This window comes from Enterococcus sp. DIV2419, from assembly GCF_051711865.1.
Taxonomy (GTDB): Bacteria; Bacillota; Bacilli; order Lactobacillales; family Enterococcaceae; genus Enterococcus; species Enterococcus faecalis.
Map to the genome: position 1 here is coordinate 1,119,804 of NZ_JBIONS010000001.1, position 20,502 is coordinate 1,140,305.

Below are 20,502 nucleotides of genomic sequence, written 5' to 3' on the forward strand. Positions count from 1 at the left end.
AAGGAGAGCGTAAAAATGGATATTTATTTAAAAAAAGCAATTTTACACATTATTGATCGAGAAACTGGGACGCCGGTTTTCTCTGAAAAGGAACTAGATTTAACCACTGAGTATATTCGAACGTATTTAACTGCAAAAATTTCAAAACTTTCGACTGCACAAACAAAGACTGGAACATTGGCGGAAAATAGTTCCTTTGTTGACACGTTACGTGGGATTCCTAGTGATTTTGTGAAGAAAAGCCAAGAAGTTACCCAACATTGGTATGATGTTTATTCAGGAAGCGAAGATGCGCCTAGTGCTGATATTTTGTTCATTTTATATGAATTAGATACGGTGTTACATGTCGCAATGATTAAATTAAACTATAAAGAAAGTTACACGCATTACGTCGACTATGAAGAAGAATCCGTTTATAACAAACTGATTATCAATCGAGCAATTTTGTCTTCAAAATCACAAAAACCAGATGAAGGAATTACAGTTGACTTAGATACATTAGCGTTTGAATTACTAGAGAAAAGATATGAATTTTCAGGAGAAAAAATCTGGTATTTCTCTGAAAAAGTGATTGAGACGCAAGCGGCACCTTCCATGGAAGAAAATATCAAAGAAATTAAAAAGGCAGTCAAACGCATTGGAAAGAAATTTAACGAAGATGAGTTTGAACTAATGGCTTCGGTAAAAGAAGCGGTATATGATAGCATTGAGGAAACGGGAACGATTGACAATGAGCAGATTGCTGAGCAAGTATTTAAAGAAAATGTATCAGCTAAATTAGCTTACCAAGAAGAAGTGAATGAGTCGAAGTTTGTCGACAAAACACCGCCAGTCAGAGAATCTCGCGAAATTTCTGAAAAGAAATTTGGCAAACAGAAGTTAAAAATGGATAACGGTATTGAATTAATTGTTCCGTTAGATGTTTACCGCAATGGCGATTTAATTGAATTTGTTAATAATCCAGATGGCACAGTGTCCATTATGCTAAAAAATATCGAAAAAATTAGTAATCAATTATAAAGAAAAAACCGTTGGTCGCTTGCCAACGGTTTTTTCTTTATTTTAATTTTTCTAAAGCTTTTTCAGGGACTTCTTTTTCTGTTACTTCATTCCAACTGATCACGCCTTTACGGGGATTGACTTTCAATTTTAGATAGGCTTTCATACGCAAAGGTTGATCACGATATTCGTTTAATTCAATGGTCTTTTCTTCACCGTTTTTATTAAACGCAGGTTGTTGATAGTAATACAAAGTCGTCGGTTCACCAGAAGCTGATTTTTCATCTTTCTTTTCACCAGATGTTGTGATTTGTGTATAATAGGCTTCTCCACCGTAATAGTAATTATAAACGCCCCAGCTACCGCCAGCTAAAATGACTATGGGAATTAATATTTTTAGTAATGTTTTCATTTTCCTCACCTCAAGGAATAGTATGCCTTTTTTTTGGGAAATTTGCCATATTTTTTTCCGTTAATTGAGTGACACTTTTGTTAGTTTTGGCACTTTCTTGAAAAATTCATCATTTTTTTAAACAAAAGACAACGTTTGTCGCTCCCTTTTTTTCACTATCATGCTACAATAAAGAAAAAAGATGGAGGTAGAGGACAATGATGCCCTTTTATTTTGGAATCGATCCAACCTATATATTGGTAATTATCGGAATTGCGATTTCTGGTGCGGCCTCCGCATATGTTAACAGTACCTTTCGTAAATATGATCAAGTACGAAGCAGTAAACATGTTACAGGCACGCAGGCAGCACAATATATTTTACAAAAAGAACAAATTAATGATGTTGGAGTTCAGCAAATTGCTGGTGATTTAACTGACAATTATAATTCTGGAAACAAAATGTTGAGCTTATCCGAAGCCACTGCTCAATCGACATCGGTCGCGGCTATTGGCGTGGCGGCTCATGAATGCGGACATGCGGTACAAGATCATACGAACTATGTGCCTTTACGTCTTCGTGCAGCTATTGTTCCAGTTGCCAACATCGGTTCAACCATTTCCTTTCCACTAATTTTGATTGGTGTTTTATTTAGTTGGAATCAAACATTAATCAACATTGGAATTTTGGCTTTTTCATTAGCCTTGATTTTTCAATTGGTGACTTTACCGGTGGAGTTTAATGCGTCTAGACGTGCATTAAGTATTCTTTCTGAAGGTGGGTTATTAACAGAAGAAGAAGTCCCAATGGCCAGAAAAGTTCTTTTTGCAGCTGCACTTACCTACGTAGCAGCGGCGCTTTCGACCTTTTTACAACTTTTACGTTTGGTTATTTTATTTGGTGGCAACAACCGCCGAGACTAAGTGCCAGCAAAGGTCTTTCTATTACGCATAAAAGTAATAATATGTTATGATTAAAATAGAAAATAACAGAGGAGCTGAAGGAAATGAAAGCATCAACAAAAATTGGTATCGGTTTAAGCATTGCTGCAGTTGCAAGTGTCTCTGTTGCAGTCATCGCTTCTGAAAAAATTATTAAGAAGGTATCTCATGTTTCCAATCGTTATAAAGTTAAAAAGTTTGTAGACGATAAATTTGATGGAAACCAAAAATTATTATCGATTGTCGATGATTTATCCGATGATGAATTAGATTCTGTTTTAAATGTTGTTGATCGTGTGAAAGATGGCGGTTCAAAATTAGCTGAATATGGCGAAAAAGTTAAAGACAATACAGATTCTTTAAAAGAACGTTTTTTCACATTTATTGAAGATGCAATGAAGTAAAAAAGATGGCCTAGGCCATCTTTTTTTTATAAAAATAATTCTTTTGTTTCAACATAATAGCCTCTGCCACCAACTAGAACTTGATCAATTGTCTTTTGAGGTGTAGTGTTCAAACACACTAAGACTTCTGAAGGAGCGTTTAAGGTATAACCTTGGGAAAAAGTGTAATTGGTTTTTTGTAAAATTTGGTGATGGTGCAGATAACAAGCTAACGCGCCATTTGATGTACCAGTAGCGGCTTCTTCATCGATGTCATAAAGGGGCGCAAAATTCCTACAAATGATATTTTCTTCAGACAAAGCAAAAAGATGCATCCCAATAACTCCATACTTTTGACTAAGTAACTTAATTTTTTCAAAGTTTGGTTGTAAATCCTGTAATAATTGCGCATTTTTAATGGGAACCAAAATATCTTTTAGACCCGTTGACACAATCTGGATAGGAAAAGCTGTCGCCACTGCGTTTAAATCAAAGCAGCCGCTCAATTCTTCTAAAGTGAGCGTATCATAAAAAGTTGGAACAGTTTGTTCCATAAATAGTTGTTCACCGTTCGCCGTGATTGCGAGCAAACCGCTGTTCGTTTCGATTGTATATGCTGTTTGCAATAATTTATTTAAGTGCTTCATAATGGTGAAAGCGCCAATTGTCGCGTGGCCACATAAGTCGACTTCTTCTTTTGGTGTAAAATATTCAAGGCGGAAATCAGCAATCTTTGAGTATGAAATAAAAGCAGTTTCTGCAAATCCTAGTTCTTTGGCGATGGCCATTTTTTGGGTTCTCGTTAAGGGCTGTGTCATAAAAATAACGCCTGCTTTGTTGCCACCTTCGTAGTTTTTACTAAATGCACTAGCGACATATGCGGTAATTTTCATTGGAACGCCTACTTTCTAATTGGGAATAAAAAACATACGAGTAAAAAATGGACGTGCTACTTTCTTAATAACAAATAACAAAAGATTAAATCATCCATTTTTTTTAAAGATAAGCCAGTTTGTTCAAAAAACTTTTCCAACCGATAGTGTAAAGTATTTCGATGCATAAATAAATCTTTTGCAGTGGAGCTGATATTGCCTTGATTTTTCCACAAAGCGCTGATGATTGGCTGAATATCGGTGTCTTTATTTAATAAACGACGATAATACTCAACAAGTACATTTTGGCTCATGGCTTCCTTGGTAAAATAGTGGAGGGCGACATCGGTTAAACTAAAAACAGTCGTCCGACTAGAGGAATTAAGTTCTTCTGAAAAAATACGTTGTTCTTCATGGAAACAACGCCGGAGAATGTCTTCAGAGGAATAAAAATTGCCAACAAATACAGCACTAGTGCAATCAAAGTCTGTATCTAATGTTAAAAAGATTCCTTGAATTTCTTCTTGTTGAAAGGTATTTTTTGACTGTTCTTCAACTAAAATATACATATTATTACTTGGACTGAAACAATCAACTGTATCTGGAAACATCTTTGTTAAATTAAATTGCCATTCAGCTTGTAATTCTTTTGTGACATTCGTCTGAATTTGCAACATACGAAAGGTCCCTTCGGCAGGTAATTTTGCCTGTTGAAATAAGTAACTGAACCAAGGATGGTTACCAGTAATTGTTGGGTTTTCAGAAATTGGGAAAAGCGCTTCCAACAAATGCTGTTCTTTAATACTTAAGAAAGCTTTATTCACAATGAAAAATTGGTCGTCAACAGGAATTGAATAGGTGGCTTCGGAACCAATTGTTTTTGATAAATAGCCTTTGGGATAAAGCTGAGATAAATTTTCAATAATCATAGACACACCTCACTGATTTATTGTACCATGAAGCAAGACAGAAGTTTAGTGGGAAAAAGCCGAAAGGTGGAAATTAATTGGGAAAAAAAGAAACAACGTTAACACAAGAAGAAAAAGAATTTTTTATGCGAGAAGCCATTGCAGAAGCGAAAAAAGCAGAAGGTTTGGCTGAGGTGCCTATTGGAGCTGTAATTGTTCGGCAAGGGGAAATTATTGGCCGCGGGCATAATCTGAGAGAAGCACGGCAAGAAGCAACGGCGCATGCAGAAATGTATGCAATCCAAGAAGCGTGTCGCGGGATAGAAAATTGGCGTCTAGAAGAAACCCAATTATTTGTAACTTTAGAGCCTTGTCCAATGTGTAGTGGGGCGATGCTTTTAGCACGAATTCCAGAAGTTTATTATGGCGCAACTGATCCTAAAGCAGGCACTGCTGGGACTTTGATGAATTTATTAGAAGATGAACGCTTCAATCATGTGGCCTATGTCGAAGCAGGCGTTTTAGAAGAAGAGTGTCGCTTATTGCTAGTTCAGTTCTTTAAAAGGTTACGGGCAAAGAAAAAAGAAGAGAAACTTTTAAAAAATCAAAAGAAAGACTAGTCAAAAGAATAAAAATACGTTATACTAGGTTTTGCCGAAAGGCTAGGACAATGGCGGGCTAGTGAATTGTGTCAGATCCGGAAGGAAGCAGCACTAAGCAAGTGCCGCCATGTGTCTGATTGAATAAGGAACGTATCAAGGCTGAGAAGCCTTTTTTATTTTATCTAAAATTAAAAAGACAGGAAAGTTGGTCGCTTTCCTGTCTTTTTTTGTGGATTCAAGATAATACAGCAGCTGCTAAAGCTTGTTGAATAGCAACAATATCTTTATCTTTTCTAAATTGAAGACTTACTGAAGGTAACTCAGCACTTGAAATCCATATCTTTAGTTCTGCATCTAGGTCGAAATGTCCACTAGTTTCAACAGAAAAGCGTGAAATAGATTTGTAGGGAATCGATTTATAATCAACTTTTTTACCTGTAATTCCTTGTTTATCGACTAAAATTAAGCGTTTATCTGTAAAGACAATTAAATCTCTTACTAAAGTGAAGGCCATATCTACTTTTTCGTTAGGGATTAAAACATCCCGTAATTCTTTTTCAGCTGTTTCATTGTTATTTTGTGTTGCATTCCCTAATAATCCATCAAATAATCCCATGTTAATTCTCCAATTCTACTTTTTTGAAAAAAATTCTTTTATTTAAAAGTAAACTTATATCGTGTAAAAGAATCCGCTTTCAATTTGATTATAACGTTAAAGGTCCTTCGAATGCAATTGATTTTTTAGCATAAGAAAGTGAGGCCTAAATCGCTGCAACTTAGGCCTCACTTTCTAAATTTTAAAAGAACCTACTGAATAAAAGCAGTTTCTTCTTATTTTTTGGAGCTAAAAACTTTGGTTTCAACATTTGGTAGGACTATGCCCAATCGCCATTTCTAAAAACTGGAACAATCGTCCCGTCTTCCTTAATGCCGTCAATATTCATTTTGTCAGATCCTACCATAAAGTCCACATGTGTTTGGCTACGATTTAAACCAGCTTCAGCTAATTCTTCTTCGCTCATCTCCGTGCCGCCTTGTAAGTTGAAGGCATAGGCCGAACCAAAGGCTAAATGATTAGAGGCGTTTTCATCGAACAATGTATTATAAAAAATCAAACCGGATTGTGAAATTGGTGAAGGGTCTGGTACTAAAGCAACTTCTCCTAAGTGTTTGGCACCTTCATCAATAGCTAAGAGATTTTTCAATGCTTCTTCGCCTTGTTCAGCTGAGAAGTCAACAACTTTTCCATCTTTAAATGTAAATTTCATTCCCGAAATGATTGTGCCAGCATAACTTAGTGGTTTTGTACTAGAAACATAACCATCAACGCGGCGACTATCTGGGGCGGTGAAAACTTCTTCTGTTGGCATATTAGCCATGAATTCTTCCCCACGAGCGTTATAACTACCAGCGCCTTCCCATAAATGGTTTTTAGGCAAACCAATCGTTAAATCTGTTCCAGGAGCTGTGTAGTGTAAAGCAGTAAATTGTTGTTCGTTTAATTCAGCCGCTTTTTCTTGTAATTTTTTATCATGGATATCCCAAGCAATGACTGGGTTTTCTTCATAAATTCGTGTTGTTTTGAAAATTTCATTCCAAAGTGCATCAACTTGTTCTTCACTTGTTGCTAATTCTGGAAAGACTTTAGCTGCCCAGCCTTCACTAGCAGCAGCTACAACAGTCCAACTTACTTTGTTGGCTTGCGTTGCTTTTCGTAGGTTGACCAATGCTTTCCCATTAGCCGCTTGGAAAGCTGCTACACGTTGTGCATCCACGCCAGCTAATGCATCAGGATTAGAAGAAACCACGCTAATTCGGCTTGCGCCTTTGGCAATCCAATCATCGGTTTGATCAATTTTATATTGAGGAACATTTTCAATACGATCAGTTGCAGCATGAGCTAAAAATTCACGTTGAATGGTTTCGTCGCTCCATTGAACAATTACTTCGGCCGCGCCTAAGCGATAAGCTTCTTCCGTAATTAAGCGGGCAAGGGGCGCTTGATCGACACTGATTTGTAAAACAACCGTATGATTGTCCTGAACATTGACACCCGTTTCAGCAATTAAACGTGCATATTTCTTTAGATTTTCATTAAAATTCTCTAAGGTCATTCGTGATTCCTCCTTCAATTTGATGGGTAATGACTGCTCATATCATAACACGGAAGAGCGGGGAACTCAACGAAATAAAGCCTTTATCAACTGTTATTTTAAGTTGGGGTAAAAGTTGTCGTGCTCCCGCTCAGTGAACTTTTGTACAAAGAGTTGTTCTAATTTTGCATAATAGAAAAATCGTGTTACAATAACCATAAGCATTTATTTGGAAGCGTTGTATATGAATGAATAAAGGGGATAGGGAATTATGGCAAGAAAAAAAACCATTACGAAAGAGCAGATTTTAACAGCTGCCTATGAAGTAGTCGCCACTGAAGGATTTTCGAAGTTCACTGCACGTAATATTGCTAATAAAATGAAATGTTCCACCCAACCGATTTATTTGGAATTTAAAAACATGGATGATTTACGCGATGCTTTATTCCAAAAAATTCATAAATACTTAGCGAAAGAAGTCTTTCCAGTAAAACATACCGGAAATACAATTGTTGATTTGGCTTTAAACTATATTCATTTTGCGACAAGTGAAAGTAAGTTATACCGTGCGCTTTATTTAGAAGAATATGGTGGCGGCAAAAAAATGCAAGAATTCTCTTATCACTATTTTACTGAAGCGGTAAAAGCTGATCCTGAGTATGCTAATTTAAACGATGTTCAAATTGACTCTTTACACATGGGAACATGGGTGGTCGCTACTGGTGTGGCTGCATTGATGACTTCTGGAATTATCCATCCTTCAGAAGAACAAATCATTCATTTAATGAAAGATAGTATTGAAGCAATTCTTGAACGAGATGAACCAATTGATATTGACCTATAAAAATTAAAAAAAGTGTAACCTCATGCTGATAACTTCTGTGAGGTAACAGCAAAAGACTGTTTCTTAAAAGAACGGTCTTTTTTTGTTAAGTGTATTAATGGTAGATTATTCGCAACCATGCTACAGTAAAGAAGAGAAATAGAAAGGGGCAAAAAACATGAACCGAGTGAAAGATAAGCGTTTATGGCTAAGTATTGTAGGAATTACCGGACTAGGGCTCTTGTCGGGCTTATTTTCAGTAAATGCGAGAGAATATTATCAAGCGTTGAGATTACCAAGTTTTGCTCCGCCAGGCTGGTTATTTGGACCGGTGTGGTTGGTGTTGTATATTTTTATGGGCATTACTTTTTATTTCATCTTAGTTCATCCAAATAAACAACAGAAAAAACGGATGATTACGCTATTTATTTTACAATTTATTGCGAACTTTTTCTGGACATTTTTCTTTTTTTCTTTACAAAACAATTTATTATCTGTGATTGATATCTCATTGTTATGGCTATTATTAATAGTTCAACAGTGGGACTACTTGCGTTATAAATTAATAACGCGTGGCTGGTTGATGATTCCTTATATTCTTTGGGTTACTTTTGCGGCTGCTTTAAATTACAGTATTTTATTTTTAAATTAGGAATATCAAAACACCAGAGAAAAATGGGAACTAGCCATTTTTTTCTGGTGTTTATTTTATTTATTTCAACATAGTTATTCTGCGGCAGTTGCTAATTTTTTCGCAAATTCTTCTAAGCGTTGGATGTCGTCTTCTTCAGCGGCTAGATCAACTTTAACGCTGTCGGCGCCTTTTTTTGCCCCAATTTGAGTAAAGACTGCTTCGAAGTCGTCCACCGATTTACAAAAATCATCATAAAACGTGTCTCCTGAACCACAAACGCCGAAGATTTTTCCTGATAAATCAATCTCTTGTAAGTCTTCATAAAAGTCGACAATTTCATCAGGTAAATCGCCATCGCCATACGTATATGTAGCTACTACACAGATATCGGCCTCTTCAAAATCAGCGGCATCGACTTGCGTACACTCATCAATTTCGACCTCTAATTCTAAATCTTCAAATGCTTCTGCAACAATGTCGGCAATTTCTTCTGTATTCCCAGTCATGCTTGCATACACAATTTTAGCTAACGTCATAAACTTTCTTCCCCCTCATACAATTCTGTCACTTATTATAGCAGATGCGCATTTCTTATAAAAGACTAGCGAGTGCTTTTATTAAGGGACTTTTTGAAAATTGGTGTTTGAACAATCTTTTTTGCAAAAAATGTGATAAAATAATTTGAATGAAACAAGTTTAGGAGAGATAGTATGATTACATTAAAATCACCACGAGAAATTGAAATGATGGATGAATCAGGGGAATTATTAGCGGATGTTCACCGTCATTTACGGACGTTTATTAAACCTGGCATTACAAGCTGGGATATTGAAGTATTTGTGAGAGACTTTATTGAAAGTCATGGTGGCGTGGCGGCTCAAATTGGCTATGAAGGCTACAAATATGCTACTTGTTGTAGTATCAACGAGGAAATCTGCCACGGATTTCCTCGTAAAAAAGTATTAAAAGATGGCGACCTAATCAAAGTAGATATGTGTGTCGACTTAAAGGGCGCAATCTCTGATTCATGCTGGTCTTATGTCGTGGGTGAATCAACACCTGAAATTGATCGCTTGATGGAAGTAACCAAAAAAGCGCTATATCTTGGGATTGAACAAGCACAAGTAGGAAATAGAATTGGCGACATTGGTCATGCAATTCAAACGTATGTAGAAGGAGAAGGCTATGGGGTTGTTCGCGACTTTGTAGGTCACGGCATTGGCCCAACTATCCATGAAAGTCCAATGATTCCTCACTATGGTGAAGCAGGTAAAGGACTACGTTTAAAAGAGGGAATGGTTATTACCATTGAGCCAATGGTTAACACAGGAACTTGGCGCATGAAAATGGACCCAAATGGTTGGACTGCTTATACTGAAGATGGCGGTCTAAGCTGTCAATATGAACATTCATTAGCGATTACGAAAGAAGGTCCAAGAATCTTAACGTCACAAGGCGAAGAATTGACTTATTAATAAGGAGAGTGTGTGATGAAGTTTCTCGACAACATCAAAAAGAATCAATCTTTGATGCGTTTTATTGAGACAACGCAAAGTCACATGGTCACAGCCGAAATAGGCAACAGCTCAGTGGTTGTTGCCTATTATTTATTACTCTCGCTGTTTCCATTACTGATTGCGGTAGGTAATGTCTTACCTTATTTAAGAATCGACCCTAATTCTGTGTTGCCTTATATTGCAGAGGCGATTCCGAAAGATGTTTATAAGAACTTAGAACCAGCGATTCGTTCACTATTGACTCAACGTTCAGGCGGGTTGCTTTCTGTTTCCGCTTTAGCAGCATTTTGGAGTGCCAGTCAAAGTATTAATGCACTACAAAACGCGATGAATAAAGCTTTTGGTGTCGAACAAAGGAAAAATTTTATTCTCGTAAGAGTGGTCTCATTTTTAGTTATTTTGTTATTTATGGTAGCGATTGTTGGTGTAGTAGTAATTTTAGGTCTGGGTCAGTACATTATTGAATTACTGCAACCAATTTTCCATTACTCAACGTCTGTGATCGATACTTTCCAAGCGTTAAAATGGCCGTTAACGACCGTTGTTTTATTGGTGATTATGTGTTTGATTTATGCGGTCGTTCCTAATCGGAAATTATCGTTACGTTCTATTTTGCCAGGGGCTATTTTTTCGACAGTCGGTTGGATGCTATTATCACAAATTTTTGGTTTGTACGTAAAATATTTTAGTTCTAGAATCGCAAGTTATCAAATCATCGGGAGTTTTATCATCTTGATGTTATGGTTGAATTTTGCTGCCACGATTATTATTTTAGGAGCAATTGTCAACGCTGTCGTTGATGAATACTTATCTGGAGATAAAGAAAAAAAACAACCAAGTTTTGAACAACGCTTGTTTAGATGGTTTAAAAAGAAAAATAAATAGATTTCTTTAAAAAAGTCTAAACCGTTGTCAGAACACATGTTTCAGCTTGTAAATGCTTCAGTTTACGGTATAATATACCCTGAACGAGAAGAAAGTGGGTTCGACTATGTCACTATTTATTTATGAAGTTTTGATACGTTTATTTATGACATTTATCTTATCTTTGCTATTAACACCACTTGTTAAGCTTCTAGCGTTTCGGATTGGCGCCTATGATGCACCAGGAGAGCGACGAATCAATACCAAAAATATGCCTACAGCAGGAGGACTTGCAATCTATATTGCTTTTGCTAGTTCATGTTTATTGATTTTTCGTTCGATTATCCCACAAGATTATATTTGGCCGATTATTTTGGCTGGTGGAATGGTTGTTTTGACAGGCCTCATTGATGATATTAAAGAGATTACTCCAATGAAAAAAACAATCGGTATTTTGTTAGCAGCATTAGTTATTTATTTTGTTGCTGGAATTCGGATAGATTTTGTGACGTTGCCAGTTGTTGGAATGATTGATTTGCGCTGGTTTAGTTTACCACTAACTTTATTGTGGATTTTAGCGATTACGAATGCAGTAAATTTAATTGATGGTTTGGATGGTTTAGCATCAGGCGTATCCATTATTGGATTAACCACGATTGGTATTACAGGGTATTTTTTCCTACATGCTAAAACGGTCTATATTCCAATTGTTATTTTTATTTTAGTTGCGAGCATTGCGGGATTTTTCCCATACAATTTTTATCCAGCTAAAATATTTCTAGGAGATACCGGGGCGTTATTCCTCGGGTTTATGATTGCAGTAATGTCGTTACAGGGATTGAAAAATGCTACGTTTATTACGGTAATTACGCCAATGGTGATTTTAGGTGTGCCAATTACGGATACGGTTTATGCAATTATTCGACGGCTATTGAACAAGAAGCCCATTTCCTCAGCAGATAAAATGCATTTGCATCACCGCTTGTTATCTTTAGGTTTTACCCATAAAGGGGCGGTCATGACTATTTATGCATTAGCGTTAGTTTTTTCCTTTGTCTCTTTATTGTTCAGCTATTCAAGTACAGTAGCATCAATTTTATTAATTGTCTTTTGTTTAATTGGCTTAGAACTATTTATTGAACTAATCGGTCTAGTTGGCGAAGGGCATCAACCGTTGATGTATTTGTTACGGATTTTAGGGAATCGTGAATATCGTCAGGAGCAAATGAAAAAGCGACTTGGCAAGCATTCTAAGAGAAAGTAAAGAAATCTTTAGGTTGCTTTGCGAGAGCGTAAACCTATGATATAATTCCATTAAACTTAAAAAAGTATATGTGTGAAACATATGCTTTTTTTTTAAGACGATGTTTCAGTAGTAAGGAGAAATGAGCATGCAAGAAATGGTAACAATCTCGATTGTCACTTATAATAGTCGTTACATTTTTAATGTACTAGACCAATTAAAAGCCGAACTAGGTACTGATAGTATCTATGATATTCATATCTATGACAATCATTCTGAAACAGCGTATCTTGAAAAATTAACAACATATGAACCATTTATTACTATCCATCGCGCTGAAGAAAATCAAGGGTTTGGTCATGGTCATAATCAAGTGTTATTCAATGCTTCGACAAAGTATGCAATTATTTTTAATCCCGATGTTTTGGTTACTAAAGACGTGCTTGATCGTCTATTAGACCGTATCAAAATAGATAAGAACATTGCAGTCGTTAGCCCTAAAGTGCTAAATGAAGATGGCACGACGCAATATTTAGTTCGTCAAAAATTAGATGTTTTCGATTATATGTTACGTTTTATTCCCTTTCAATTTGTAAAGAAAATTTTTGATAAACGTTTGAGTATTTATGAATGTCGCGATTTGTCGGATACAGAAACAACGGATATTAAAATGGGCTCAGGCTGTTTTATGTTGATTGATCGTGAAAAATTCGTTGAAATTGGTGGGTTCGATGAACGTTTCTTCATGTACTTTGAAGACAACGATTTATGTTTACGCTTTGGCAAAGCAGGCTATCGGATTCTCTATACGCCTTTTGAAACGGTTGTTCACATGTATGAAAAGGGCGCCCATAAAAGTCGAAAATTGTTTAAAATCTTTATGCAATCAATGGGAAAATTTTTTAACAAATGGGGCTGGAGGTTCTTTTAATGAGTCAAAGATTAGCGGTAGTCATCGTCTTATATCAAATGAAAATGGCTGATACGCCGAATTATTTGTTATTAAAAGAAGTGGTAGATCACCCCGAATTGCACTTATTTATTTATGACAACAGCCCACTTCCTCAAGAAGATGCATTATTTTTACAACAAAATGTTACTTATCGACATAATCCTGATAATCCAGGCCTAGCGACCGCTTATAATGAAGCGATTGCTTTTAGTCAAACGAATCAATGTGAATTATTGTTGCTCCTTGACCAAGACACAGAAGTGCCAGCTTCTTATTTTGATACGTTGATCATCATGCCGTTAGATCCGACTGTGGCAGTCTATGTTCCAATTGTAGAAGCAAATGGACAACAAATTTCGCCAGTTTATAGTGATCAATATGTTGGACTTAAAGGAGCAAAGCCAACAGCAGGGATAGCCAACCAACCGTTGATGGCTATCAATTCTGGTACAGTCATTACGGCAGAAACACTGCGCTGGTTGGAAGGATTTTCGGAAGAATTTCCTTTGGACTATTTAGATCATTGGTTCTTTTATCAATTGAATCAAGCCAATAAAAAGATTGAAGTCTTACCAGTCCACCTAAAACAAGAATTGTCTGTTTTAGATTATCGTACAATGAGTTCTCAACGTTATCGCTCTATTATTGAAGCAGAAACGTTATTTTATCGTCGATATGATCAAGAAAAGTTTTCCCATCATCGACGCCATTTATTTTTACGCAGTAGTAAGCAATTTTTAACTGTCAAAAATCGCCAAATTTGGCGGCAAACATTGGCAGAATTTCTCAAGTTAATGAAAGGATAATCTATGATCTCAGTTTGTATTGCGACATATAATGGAGAAAAATATCTCGCGGAACAATTAGATAGTATTCTTTTACAAGTCAGTGAAGAAGATGAACTAATTATTTCAGATGATGGTTCTACTGATCATACGTTGGAAATTTTGAGAACGTATGCAGCGAATTATCCCCAAATTCAATTGTTACAAGGTCCAGGGCAAGGAGTGATTGCTAATTTTGCATTTGCGCTTACGCATACGAAAGGCGAAGTAATATTTTTAGCAGATCAAGATGATGTTTGGTTGCCAAATAAAGTAACGACGGTGACAGAATATTTTGAAGCGCACCCTGACATTCAAGTGGTTATTAGTGACTTGAAAATTGTTGATGCGGATTTACAAGTTACCAATCCCTCTTATTTTAAGTTCCGAAAAGTCAAACCAGGGTTTTGGCGAAATGCGATAAAAAGTGGCTATATTGGGGCAGGTATGGCCTTTCGTCAAGAGATGAAAAATGTCATTTTACCCATTCCGCCAGAAGTTCCTATGCATGATATGTGGATTGGCTTATTAGCTGCACGGAAGAAGCAAACGGGTCTCATTAAAGAACCATTAGTGCTTTACCGAAGACATGGAGCGAATGTCAGCCCTATTATTACCAAAACAAGTTTCCAACAAAAATTAAATTGGCGTGTGAATTTATTAAAAGCTTTACATCAGCGTTTAAAGGAACAACGCTAAACTTTTACAGATTTGTAAAATTTACGTAAAAAACATGACAAACCCTATGCTTAATGCGATAATAGGGAAGGATATTTGGTTTTATAGAAACTAAAAATAGAAGTATTTAAGGAGATTGTTCATGAAAGGAATTATTTTAGCAGGCGGAAGCGGGACACGCTTATATCCGCTAACAAAAGCAACATCAAAACAATTAATGCCAATTTACGACAAACCAATGATTTATTACCCAATGTCAACGTTAATGTTGGCGGGAATTAATGAAATTTTGATTATCTCTACACCAGAAGATACACCACGTTTTGAAAGCTTATTCGGCGATGGCCATGATTTAGGCATTCATATCGAATACGCGGTACAAGAAAGCCCAGATGGTTTGGCGCAAGCATTTATTATTGGTGAAGAATTTATTGGTGATGACAGTGTCTGCTTAGTTTTAGGGGACAATATTTATTATGGTGGCGGCTTATCAAAAATGTTGCAACGAGCGGCTTCTAAAGAATCAGGGGCAACAGTCTTTGGTTACCATGTAAATGATCCAGAGCGTTTCGGCGTGGTAGAATTTGATGAAGAGATGCGGGCGCTTTCTATTGAAGAAAAACCAGCACAACCGAAGTCAAATTACGCAGTGACAGGTTTGTATTTTTACGACAATGAAGTGGTTGAAATTGCGAAAGGGATCAAACCGTCAGAACGTGGGGAATTAGAAATAACAGACGTTAATAAAGTCTACCTTGAAAAAAATAAACTTTCTGTTGAGGTAATGGGCCGTGGCTTTGCTTGGTTAGATACAGGCACACACGAATCCTTATTAGAAGCGTCAACATTTATTGAAACAATTGAAAAACGTCAAAATTTAAAAGTCGCTTGTTTGGAAGAAATTGCTTATCGAATGGGCTATATTACAAAAGAACAATTGGTAGAATTGGCACAACCATTGAAGAAAAATGGCTACGGCCAATACTTGCTACGTTTAGCAGCAGAATAGGAGCGAAGAAACGTGAAAGTTATTGATACAAAATTACAAGATGTCAAAATTATCGAAATGGATGTTTTCGGTGATCATCGTGGCTTTTTTACAGAAAGTTATTCCAAAGCTAAATTTGCAGAACATGGATTAGACTTTGACTTTGTCCAAGATAATCATTCATTATCAACAGAAGCAGGTGTCTTGCGTGGATTGCATTTTCAAAAAGGCGAAGCTGCGCAAACAAAACTAATTCGCGTTGTAACAGGTGCGGTATTAGATGTGATTGTTGATATTCGTAAAGGGAGTCCAACCTATGGTCAATGGGAAGGCTACATTTTATCAGAACATAATCACCGTCAGCTTTTAGTACCAAAAGGTTTTGCTCATGGTTTTGTCACCTTGACACCGAACGTGAATTTTATGTACAAGTGTGACAATTACTACAATGCGGCAGCAGACGGCGGTATTGATTTTAACGATCCAGCGTTAGCTATTGATTGGCCAATTGCGCCAGAAAAAGCGATTACGTCAGAAAAGGATCAAAAACATCCAACCTTAAAAGAATTTGAAGCGGAAAATCCGTTTATCTATGGCGAAATTTAAGAAAAAAGTAGGAGAGTTTCAATTATGAAAAAAATCATCGTAACAGGTGGAGCTGGTTTTATCGGCTCAAATTTTGTTCATTATGTTGTAAAGAATCATCCAGAAGTTCATGTAACTGTATTAGATAAATTAACGTATGCAGGAAATGAAAAAAATCTTGAAGGTCTACCGAGTGATCGCGTGGAATTAGTCGTAGGAGATATCGCTGATGCTGAATTAGTTAATCGTTTAGTCGCTGAAACAGATGCGGTTGTTCACTATGCTGCTGAATCGCATAACGACAACTCATTAAACGACCCATTCCCATTTGTACAAACCAATCTGATTGGGACGTACACATTGATCGAAGCTTGTCGTAAAAACAATGTTCGTTACCACCATGTATCGACTGATGAAGTTTATGGCGATTTACCTTTAAGAGAAGATTTACCAGGACATGGAGAAGGCGAAGGGGAAAAATTCACTGCCGAAACGCCTTACAATCCTTCAAGCCCTTATTCTTCAACAAAAGCAGGATCTGACTTGTTAGTCAAAGCGTGGGTCCGTTCTTTTAACTTACAAGCAACAATTTCAAACTGTTCAAATAACTATGGTCCATATCAACATATTGAAAAATTTATTCCTCGTCAAATTACCAATGTCTTAAGTGGCATTACACCAAAACTTTATGGTGCTGGTAAAAATGTTCGTGACTGGATTCATACAAACGACCATTCTTCGGCTGTTTGGGCAATTTTAACAAAAGGGCAAATTGGCGAAACGTATTTAATTGGAGCCGATGGTGAAGAAGACAATAAAACAGTGATGGAATTAATTTTAGAATTAATGGGACAACCCGTTGATGCCTATGAGCATGTCAACGATCGTGCAGGACATGACTTACGTTATGCGATTGATTCAACCAGATTACGCGAAGAATTAGGTTGGGAACCAGAATTCACGAATTTCCGTGAAGGCTTGGCAGAAACAATCAAGTGGTATACAGAAAATGAAGATTGGTGGCGTGCAGATAAAGAAGCTGTTGAAGCAAAATATGCACAAAATGGTCAGTAATTTTTTCTGACATGTGAGATAACAGTCGAAAGGCGATGGCAAAGTACAAAAGCTACTTTGCCCTGCCTTTTTTTCAAGAAGGAGCGAAAAAAATGATTTTAATTACTGGTGGAAATGGCCAATTGGGCACAGAATTACGTCACCTATTAGACGAACAAGGAATTGAGTATGTTTCAACGGATTCCACAGAATTAGATATTACTGATGCGGATAGTACGTTGGCAAAAGTGAAAGAAATTCAACCAAGCGTCATTTATCATTGTGCTGCTTATACAGCTGTTGATAAAGCAGAAGACGAAGGCAAGGAATTAGATGAAAAAGTGAATGTAGATGGCACACGTCATGTTGCAGAAGCTGCTAAAGCAGTGGGGGCGACACTTGTTTACGTAAGTACAGATTATATTTTTGATGGAACTAAAAAAGAAGGCGTCTATGCGATTGATGATCAACCGAATCCTTTAAATGAGTATGGTCGGACGAAGTTATTAGGTGAACAAGCGGTCCAAGAAATCCTGGACGACTATTATATTATTCGAACATCATGGGTATTTGGTCAATACGGTCATAACTTTGTCTTTACCATGCAAAAATTAGCGGAAACAAGAGACCAACTAACGGTAGTGGACGATCAGTTTGGCCGCCCAACTTGGACAAGAACGTTAGCCGAATTTATGGCATTTGTTATTGCAGAAAAAGCGCCATTTGGTGTTTATCATTTGTCTAATGAAAACAGCTGTAGCTGGTATCAGTTTGCTAAAGAAATTTTAAAAGATACTGAAGTGGAAGTACTGCCAGTGGATTCAACTCAATTTCCACAAAAGGCGCAAAGACCACAATATTCTGTCATGGATTTAAGTAAAACAGAAGCGTTAGGCTTTAAAATTCCTACTTGGCAAGAAGCCTTAGCACAAATGTTAGAAAATGTTCAACAATAAATTGTCTTGTGTAAGTGAGGGGTTTTGTTAGAGAAAAAGTGGAAAGGTGTTTCTCTTTATGAAGGTACTTTTAATCATTCCTGCTTACAATGAGGAAGAAAACATTTTGCGGACGATTGCTTCCATTGAAACATTTAAACAGGAAGTTACGCATTTTCAACATGAATTGGATTATGTGGTAATTAATGATGGCTCGACAGATGGAACCAAACAAATTTTAGAAGCCAACCAAATTAATGCCATTCATTTAGTGTTGAATTTAGGTATTGGCGGGGCGGTACAGACCGGCTATAAATATGCCTTAGAAAATGAGTATGATGTTGCGGTTCAGTTTGATGGTGATGGTCAACATGATATCAATAGTTTACCTATTTTACTGGAACCATTAGCAGAGGGTAAATGTGATTTTTCGATTGGCTCTCGTTTCATTCCTGGAAACGAAGCGTCTTTTCAAAGTACGAAAATGCGCCGTTTTGGTATTCGTTTGTTATCTTTTTGCATTCGAATGGCTTCTGGTAAAACAATTTATGATGTGACTTCTGGTTATCGAGCGGGAAATCGGAAAGTGATTGCTTTTTTTGCAAAGCGTTATCCGACAAATTATCCCGAGCCAGAATCGATTGTTCACTTAATTAAAAAACGCTTTGTGATTGTTGAAAGACCTGTCAATATGATGGAACGGCTTGGTGGTGTTTCTTCGATTCGTGCCTTGGCTTCTGTGAAGTATATGCTGGAAGTCGGCTCAGCAATTCTGATTGCTGCCTTTATGAAGGAGGGAGACTAATGCTACCAACCGTGTTATGGCTAGCTTTATTTTTATTTGCAATTGGCTTTTTCTTATACATTATTCGAGGGATTAATAAAAATATTTTTCTCCTAAAAAATGCTTTGATTTGGTTATTAATCTCAATTGTCTTAATTATTTTTGCTATTTTCCCGCATGTGGCAGAATGGTTAGCAATGGCCTTTGGGTTTGAAACAACATCAAACTTCTTATTATCAGCTGCGGTGATTGTCCTTTTAATTATGGAAATTAAAAATTCTGTGTTGATTTCAAAACACGAAAATCGCATTAAAACATTATTGCAAGAATTATCTATCATGAAATCTGAAGAAAAATGGGAGAATAGAGAGGGGAAAAATGACTAAAAACAATGATGTATTGGATGCCTTCAAATTTATTGCTGCATTAAGTGTAGTTGGAATTCATACATTTCCCTCTAAATCTATTTTGGGTAGTGATTTGAAAATATTAGCCCGCTTTTCTGTTCCGTTTTTTTTCATAGTATCTGGATATTTTTTGTTTAAAAAAATTTCTTTTAGAGAAAAAGAAAAAGATAAAAAAATACTATTCAATTATATAAAAAGAATCTTAAAAGTATATCTTTCGTGGTTGATCTTTTACATCCCCTTCTTTATCGTATCTATTATGAATTTTGTTAAAGGGGAAATGGATTTAAGAGGAAAAATATCATTTATACTGAGCATATTATTAGGCTATGTCCCCAGAATAGGTGTTTCTTGGTATTTAATCGCATTAGTAATGAGTGTATTTATTATTTATTACATCCGAAGTTATTTTGGTGAGAAAGTATTATTAACAATTGGAATTGTTAGCTTTCTGATAGGAGTATTTACTTTTACTTATGGTAAGTGGTACTTTGACATTGAATGGATTAAACAAGTGCCTTTTTATGGTTCTATATCTTTTTCGATGATTTCTACGATTTGTTATGTGATTATAGGCTATTTTTTAGCAAACTATGTATTTGAAAAGCCTTTAAATAATTTATTCTTAGTTTTAGGTATTGTTATTTTTTCTTATGTAGGACTAAAGGAAGTGAAATTTGCGCAACAATTAGGTGTTTTTTATGATGCACAAAATTATTTTACGTTACCAATAGTTGCTGTGTTAGTGGTTATTTTAAGTTTTAATTTAGAAAATATACGTATTCCTGGAAGTGACTTTTTAAGAAAATCTAGTATTATTATTTATTTAGCGCAAAATCCGATAAAATATTTACTATTTTATGCAGCTAGTCAATTAGGGATTCAAAAGTTAACGTACGATAATTTTAAAACATATGTTGTACAAGTTTTTTTGTTAATTGTTTTTAGTTATATTATCATTAAATTAAGTGAACTGAGACAGTTTTATTGGCTTAAAAATCTATATTAAATAAAACAACAAAGACC

25 protein-coding genes and 1 other RNA gene are annotated in these 20,502 nt (G+C 36.2%); 20 read left to right on the forward strand and 6 right to left on the reverse strand.

Translation table 11 applies throughout. The features are described from left to right. Nucleotides 1-15: 15 nt before the first annotated feature. Nucleotides 16-1,020: a nucleoid-associated protein gene (locus IGI97_RS05220; RefSeq protein ID WP_002356866.1), complete on the forward strand. Its 1,005-nt coding sequence runs from the start codon at nucleotides 16-18 to the stop codon at nucleotides 1,018-1,020. A 37-nt stretch (nucleotides 1,021-1,057) separates the two neighbouring features. Here the strand turns inward: IGI97_RS05220 and IGI97_RS05225 are convergent, their stop codons facing one another. Further along, complete coding sequence (locus tag IGI97_RS05225) at nucleotides 1,058-1,411, reverse strand: YxeA family protein (RefSeq protein ID WP_025187021.1); 354 nt, start codon at nucleotides 1,409-1,411, stop codon at nucleotides 1,058-1,060. 197 nt (nucleotides 1,412-1,608) lie between these two features. Between IGI97_RS05225 and IGI97_RS05230 the strand changes: the two genes are divergently transcribed. Together IGI97_RS05230 and IGI97_RS05235 are read left to right on the forward strand one after the other, a co-directional pair. Further along, a complete protein-coding gene (locus IGI97_RS05230) occupies nucleotides 1,609-2,313 on the forward strand; it encodes a zinc metallopeptidase (RefSeq protein ID WP_002384290.1) in 705 nt (234 codons plus the stop codon). An 83-nt stretch (nucleotides 2,314-2,396) separates the two neighbouring features. Beyond that, on the forward strand, nucleotides 2,397-2,735 hold the full coding sequence (locus tag IGI97_RS05235) for a hypothetical protein (RefSeq protein ID WP_002356871.1): 339 nt from the start codon (nucleotides 2,397-2,399) through the stop codon (nucleotides 2,733-2,735). Between the two features lie 26 nt (nucleotides 2,736-2,761). Here the strand turns inward: IGI97_RS05235 and IGI97_RS05240 are convergent, their stop codons facing one another. Together IGI97_RS05240 and IGI97_RS05245 are read right to left on the reverse strand one after the other, a co-directional pair. Beyond that, nucleotides 2,762-3,607 (reverse strand): PhzF family phenazine biosynthesis protein, encoded by an 846-nt coding sequence (locus IGI97_RS05240; protein ID WP_438738117.1) that lies wholly within the window; start codon nucleotides 3,605-3,607, stop codon nucleotides 2,762-2,764. A gap of 56 nt (nucleotides 3,608-3,663) precedes the next feature. Continuing rightward, nucleotides 3,664-4,515 carry a PucR family transcriptional regulator gene (locus IGI97_RS05245; protein ID WP_002383772.1) on the reverse strand — a complete coding sequence of 284 codons (852 nt, stop codon included), beginning with the start codon at nucleotides 4,513-4,515 and terminating at the stop codon, nucleotides 3,664-3,666. Nucleotides 4,516-4,592: 77 nt separating this feature from the next. On the opposite strand from IGI97_RS05245, the gene tadA reads away from it, so the two are divergent. Both tadA and ffs read left to right on the forward strand, forming a co-directional pair. Then, a complete protein-coding gene (gene tadA, locus IGI97_RS05250) occupies nucleotides 4,593-5,114 on the forward strand; it encodes a tRNA adenosine(34) deaminase TadA (protein WP_002384292.1) in 522 nt (173 codons plus the stop codon). 39 nt (nucleotides 5,115-5,153) lie between these two features. After that, nucleotides 5,154-5,240, forward strand: an RNA gene (ffs, locus tag IGI97_RS05255) — signal recognition particle sRNA small type. Nucleotides 5,241-5,331: 91 nt separating this feature from the next. Here the strand turns inward: ffs and IGI97_RS05260 are convergent. Further along, nucleotides 5,332-5,712, reverse strand: a complete 381-nt coding sequence (locus tag IGI97_RS05260) for a PH domain-containing protein (protein WP_002356881.1) — start codon at nucleotides 5,710-5,712, stop codon at nucleotides 5,332-5,334. Nucleotides 5,713-5,971: 259 nt separating this feature from the next. Beyond that, entirely contained in the window at nucleotides 5,972-7,210 is a 1,239-nt protein-coding gene (locus IGI97_RS05265) for an aminopeptidase (RefSeq protein ID WP_002362125.1), read from the reverse strand. A gap of 250 nt (nucleotides 7,211-7,460) precedes the next feature. Between IGI97_RS05265 and IGI97_RS05270 the strand changes: the two genes are divergently transcribed. Both IGI97_RS05270 and IGI97_RS05275 read left to right on the forward strand, forming a co-directional pair. Continuing rightward, a complete protein-coding gene (locus IGI97_RS05270) occupies nucleotides 7,461-8,033 on the forward strand; it encodes a TetR/AcrR family transcriptional regulator (RefSeq protein WP_002356883.1) in 573 nt (190 codons plus the stop codon). A 157-nt stretch (nucleotides 8,034-8,190) separates the two neighbouring features. Beyond that, complete coding sequence (locus tag IGI97_RS05275; protein ID WP_002356884.1) at nucleotides 8,191-8,664, forward strand: TspO/MBR family protein; 474 nt, start codon at nucleotides 8,191-8,193, stop codon at nucleotides 8,662-8,664. A gap of 74 nt (nucleotides 8,665-8,738) precedes the next feature. On the opposite strand, the gene IGI97_RS05280 is transcribed toward IGI97_RS05275, so the two are convergent. Continuing rightward, nucleotides 8,739-9,182 (reverse strand): flavodoxin, encoded by a 444-nt coding sequence (locus tag IGI97_RS05280; protein ID WP_002356885.1) that lies wholly within the window; start codon nucleotides 9,180-9,182, stop codon nucleotides 8,739-8,741. A 174-nt stretch (nucleotides 9,183-9,356) separates the two neighbouring features. Here IGI97_RS05280 and map point away from each other — a divergent pair, with 174 nt between their 5' ends. The 13 genes from map (at nucleotide 9,357) to IGI97_RS05345 (ending at nucleotide 20,485) form a co-directional block, all read left to right on the forward strand. After that, nucleotides 9,357-10,121, forward strand: a complete 765-nt coding sequence (gene map / locus IGI97_RS05285) for a type I methionyl aminopeptidase (RefSeq protein ID WP_142425675.1) — start codon at nucleotides 9,357-9,359, stop codon at nucleotides 10,119-10,121. A 15-nt stretch (nucleotides 10,122-10,136) separates the two neighbouring features. After that, complete coding sequence (locus IGI97_RS05290) at nucleotides 10,137-11,048, forward strand: YihY/virulence factor BrkB family protein (protein ID WP_002384297.1); 912 nt, start codon at nucleotides 10,137-10,139, stop codon at nucleotides 11,046-11,048. 106 nt (nucleotides 11,049-11,154) lie between these two features. Then, the gene (locus IGI97_RS05295) at nucleotides 11,155-12,291 is read left to right on the forward strand and encodes an MraY family glycosyltransferase (protein ID WP_002366956.1); all 1,137 of its coding nucleotides are present in this window, start codon (nucleotides 11,155-11,157) and stop codon (nucleotides 12,289-12,291) included. 121 nt (nucleotides 12,292-12,412) lie between these two features. After that, nucleotides 12,413-13,201: a glycosyltransferase family 2 protein gene (locus tag IGI97_RS05300; protein WP_002359892.1), complete on the forward strand. Its 789-nt coding sequence runs from the start codon at nucleotides 12,413-12,415 to the stop codon at nucleotides 13,199-13,201. Then, the gene (locus IGI97_RS05305; RefSeq protein WP_002362120.1) at nucleotides 13,201-14,028 is read left to right on the forward strand and encodes a glycosyltransferase; all 828 of its coding nucleotides are present in this window, start codon (nucleotides 13,201-13,203) and stop codon (nucleotides 14,026-14,028) included. Before IGI97_RS05300 ends, IGI97_RS05305 begins: the two co-directional genes overlap by 1 nt. 3 nt (nucleotides 14,029-14,031) lie before the next feature. Next, nucleotides 14,032-14,745: a glycosyltransferase family 2 protein gene (locus IGI97_RS05310; RefSeq protein ID WP_002384299.1), complete on the forward strand. Its 714-nt coding sequence runs from the start codon at nucleotides 14,032-14,034 to the stop codon at nucleotides 14,743-14,745. Nucleotides 14,746-14,866: 121 nt separating this feature from the next. Continuing rightward, nucleotides 14,867-15,733 carry a glucose-1-phosphate thymidylyltransferase RfbA gene (rfbA, locus tag IGI97_RS05315; RefSeq protein ID WP_002364387.1) on the forward strand — a complete coding sequence of 289 codons (867 nt, stop codon included), beginning with the start codon at nucleotides 14,867-14,869 and terminating at the stop codon, nucleotides 15,731-15,733. 12 nt (nucleotides 15,734-15,745) lie between these two features. Beyond that, nucleotides 15,746-16,318 carry a dTDP-4-dehydrorhamnose 3,5-epimerase gene (gene rfbC / locus IGI97_RS05320; protein WP_353973680.1) on the forward strand — a complete coding sequence of 191 codons (573 nt, stop codon included), beginning with the start codon at nucleotides 15,746-15,748 and terminating at the stop codon, nucleotides 16,316-16,318. A 24-nt stretch (nucleotides 16,319-16,342) separates the two neighbouring features. Next, nucleotides 16,343-17,371, forward strand: coding sequence for a dTDP-glucose 4,6-dehydratase (gene rfbB, locus IGI97_RS05325; protein WP_002359895.1), 1,029 nt, complete (start codon nucleotides 16,343-16,345; stop codon nucleotides 17,369-17,371). Nucleotides 17,372-17,463: 92 nt separating this feature from the next. Next, nucleotides 17,464-18,306, forward strand: coding sequence for a dTDP-4-dehydrorhamnose reductase (rfbD, locus tag IGI97_RS05330; RefSeq protein ID WP_002356895.1), 843 nt, complete (start codon nucleotides 17,464-17,466; stop codon nucleotides 18,304-18,306). 58 nt (nucleotides 18,307-18,364) lie between these two features. Continuing rightward, nucleotides 18,365-19,090, forward strand: a complete 726-nt coding sequence (locus IGI97_RS05335) for a glycosyltransferase family 2 protein (RefSeq protein WP_002379615.1) — start codon at nucleotides 18,365-18,367, stop codon at nucleotides 19,088-19,090. Further along, nucleotides 19,090-19,455 carry a DUF2304 domain-containing protein gene (locus tag IGI97_RS05340; protein ID WP_002359899.1) on the forward strand — a complete coding sequence of 122 codons (366 nt, stop codon included), beginning with the start codon at nucleotides 19,090-19,092 and terminating at the stop codon, nucleotides 19,453-19,455. Before IGI97_RS05335 ends, IGI97_RS05340 begins: the two co-directional genes overlap by 1 nt. Then, complete coding sequence (locus tag IGI97_RS05345; protein WP_438738121.1) at nucleotides 19,448-20,485, forward strand: acyltransferase family protein; 1,038 nt, start codon at nucleotides 19,448-19,450, stop codon at nucleotides 20,483-20,485. The genes IGI97_RS05340 and IGI97_RS05345 overlap by 8 nt, the downstream gene beginning before the upstream one ends. Nucleotides 20,486-20,502: the final 17 nt, after the last annotated feature.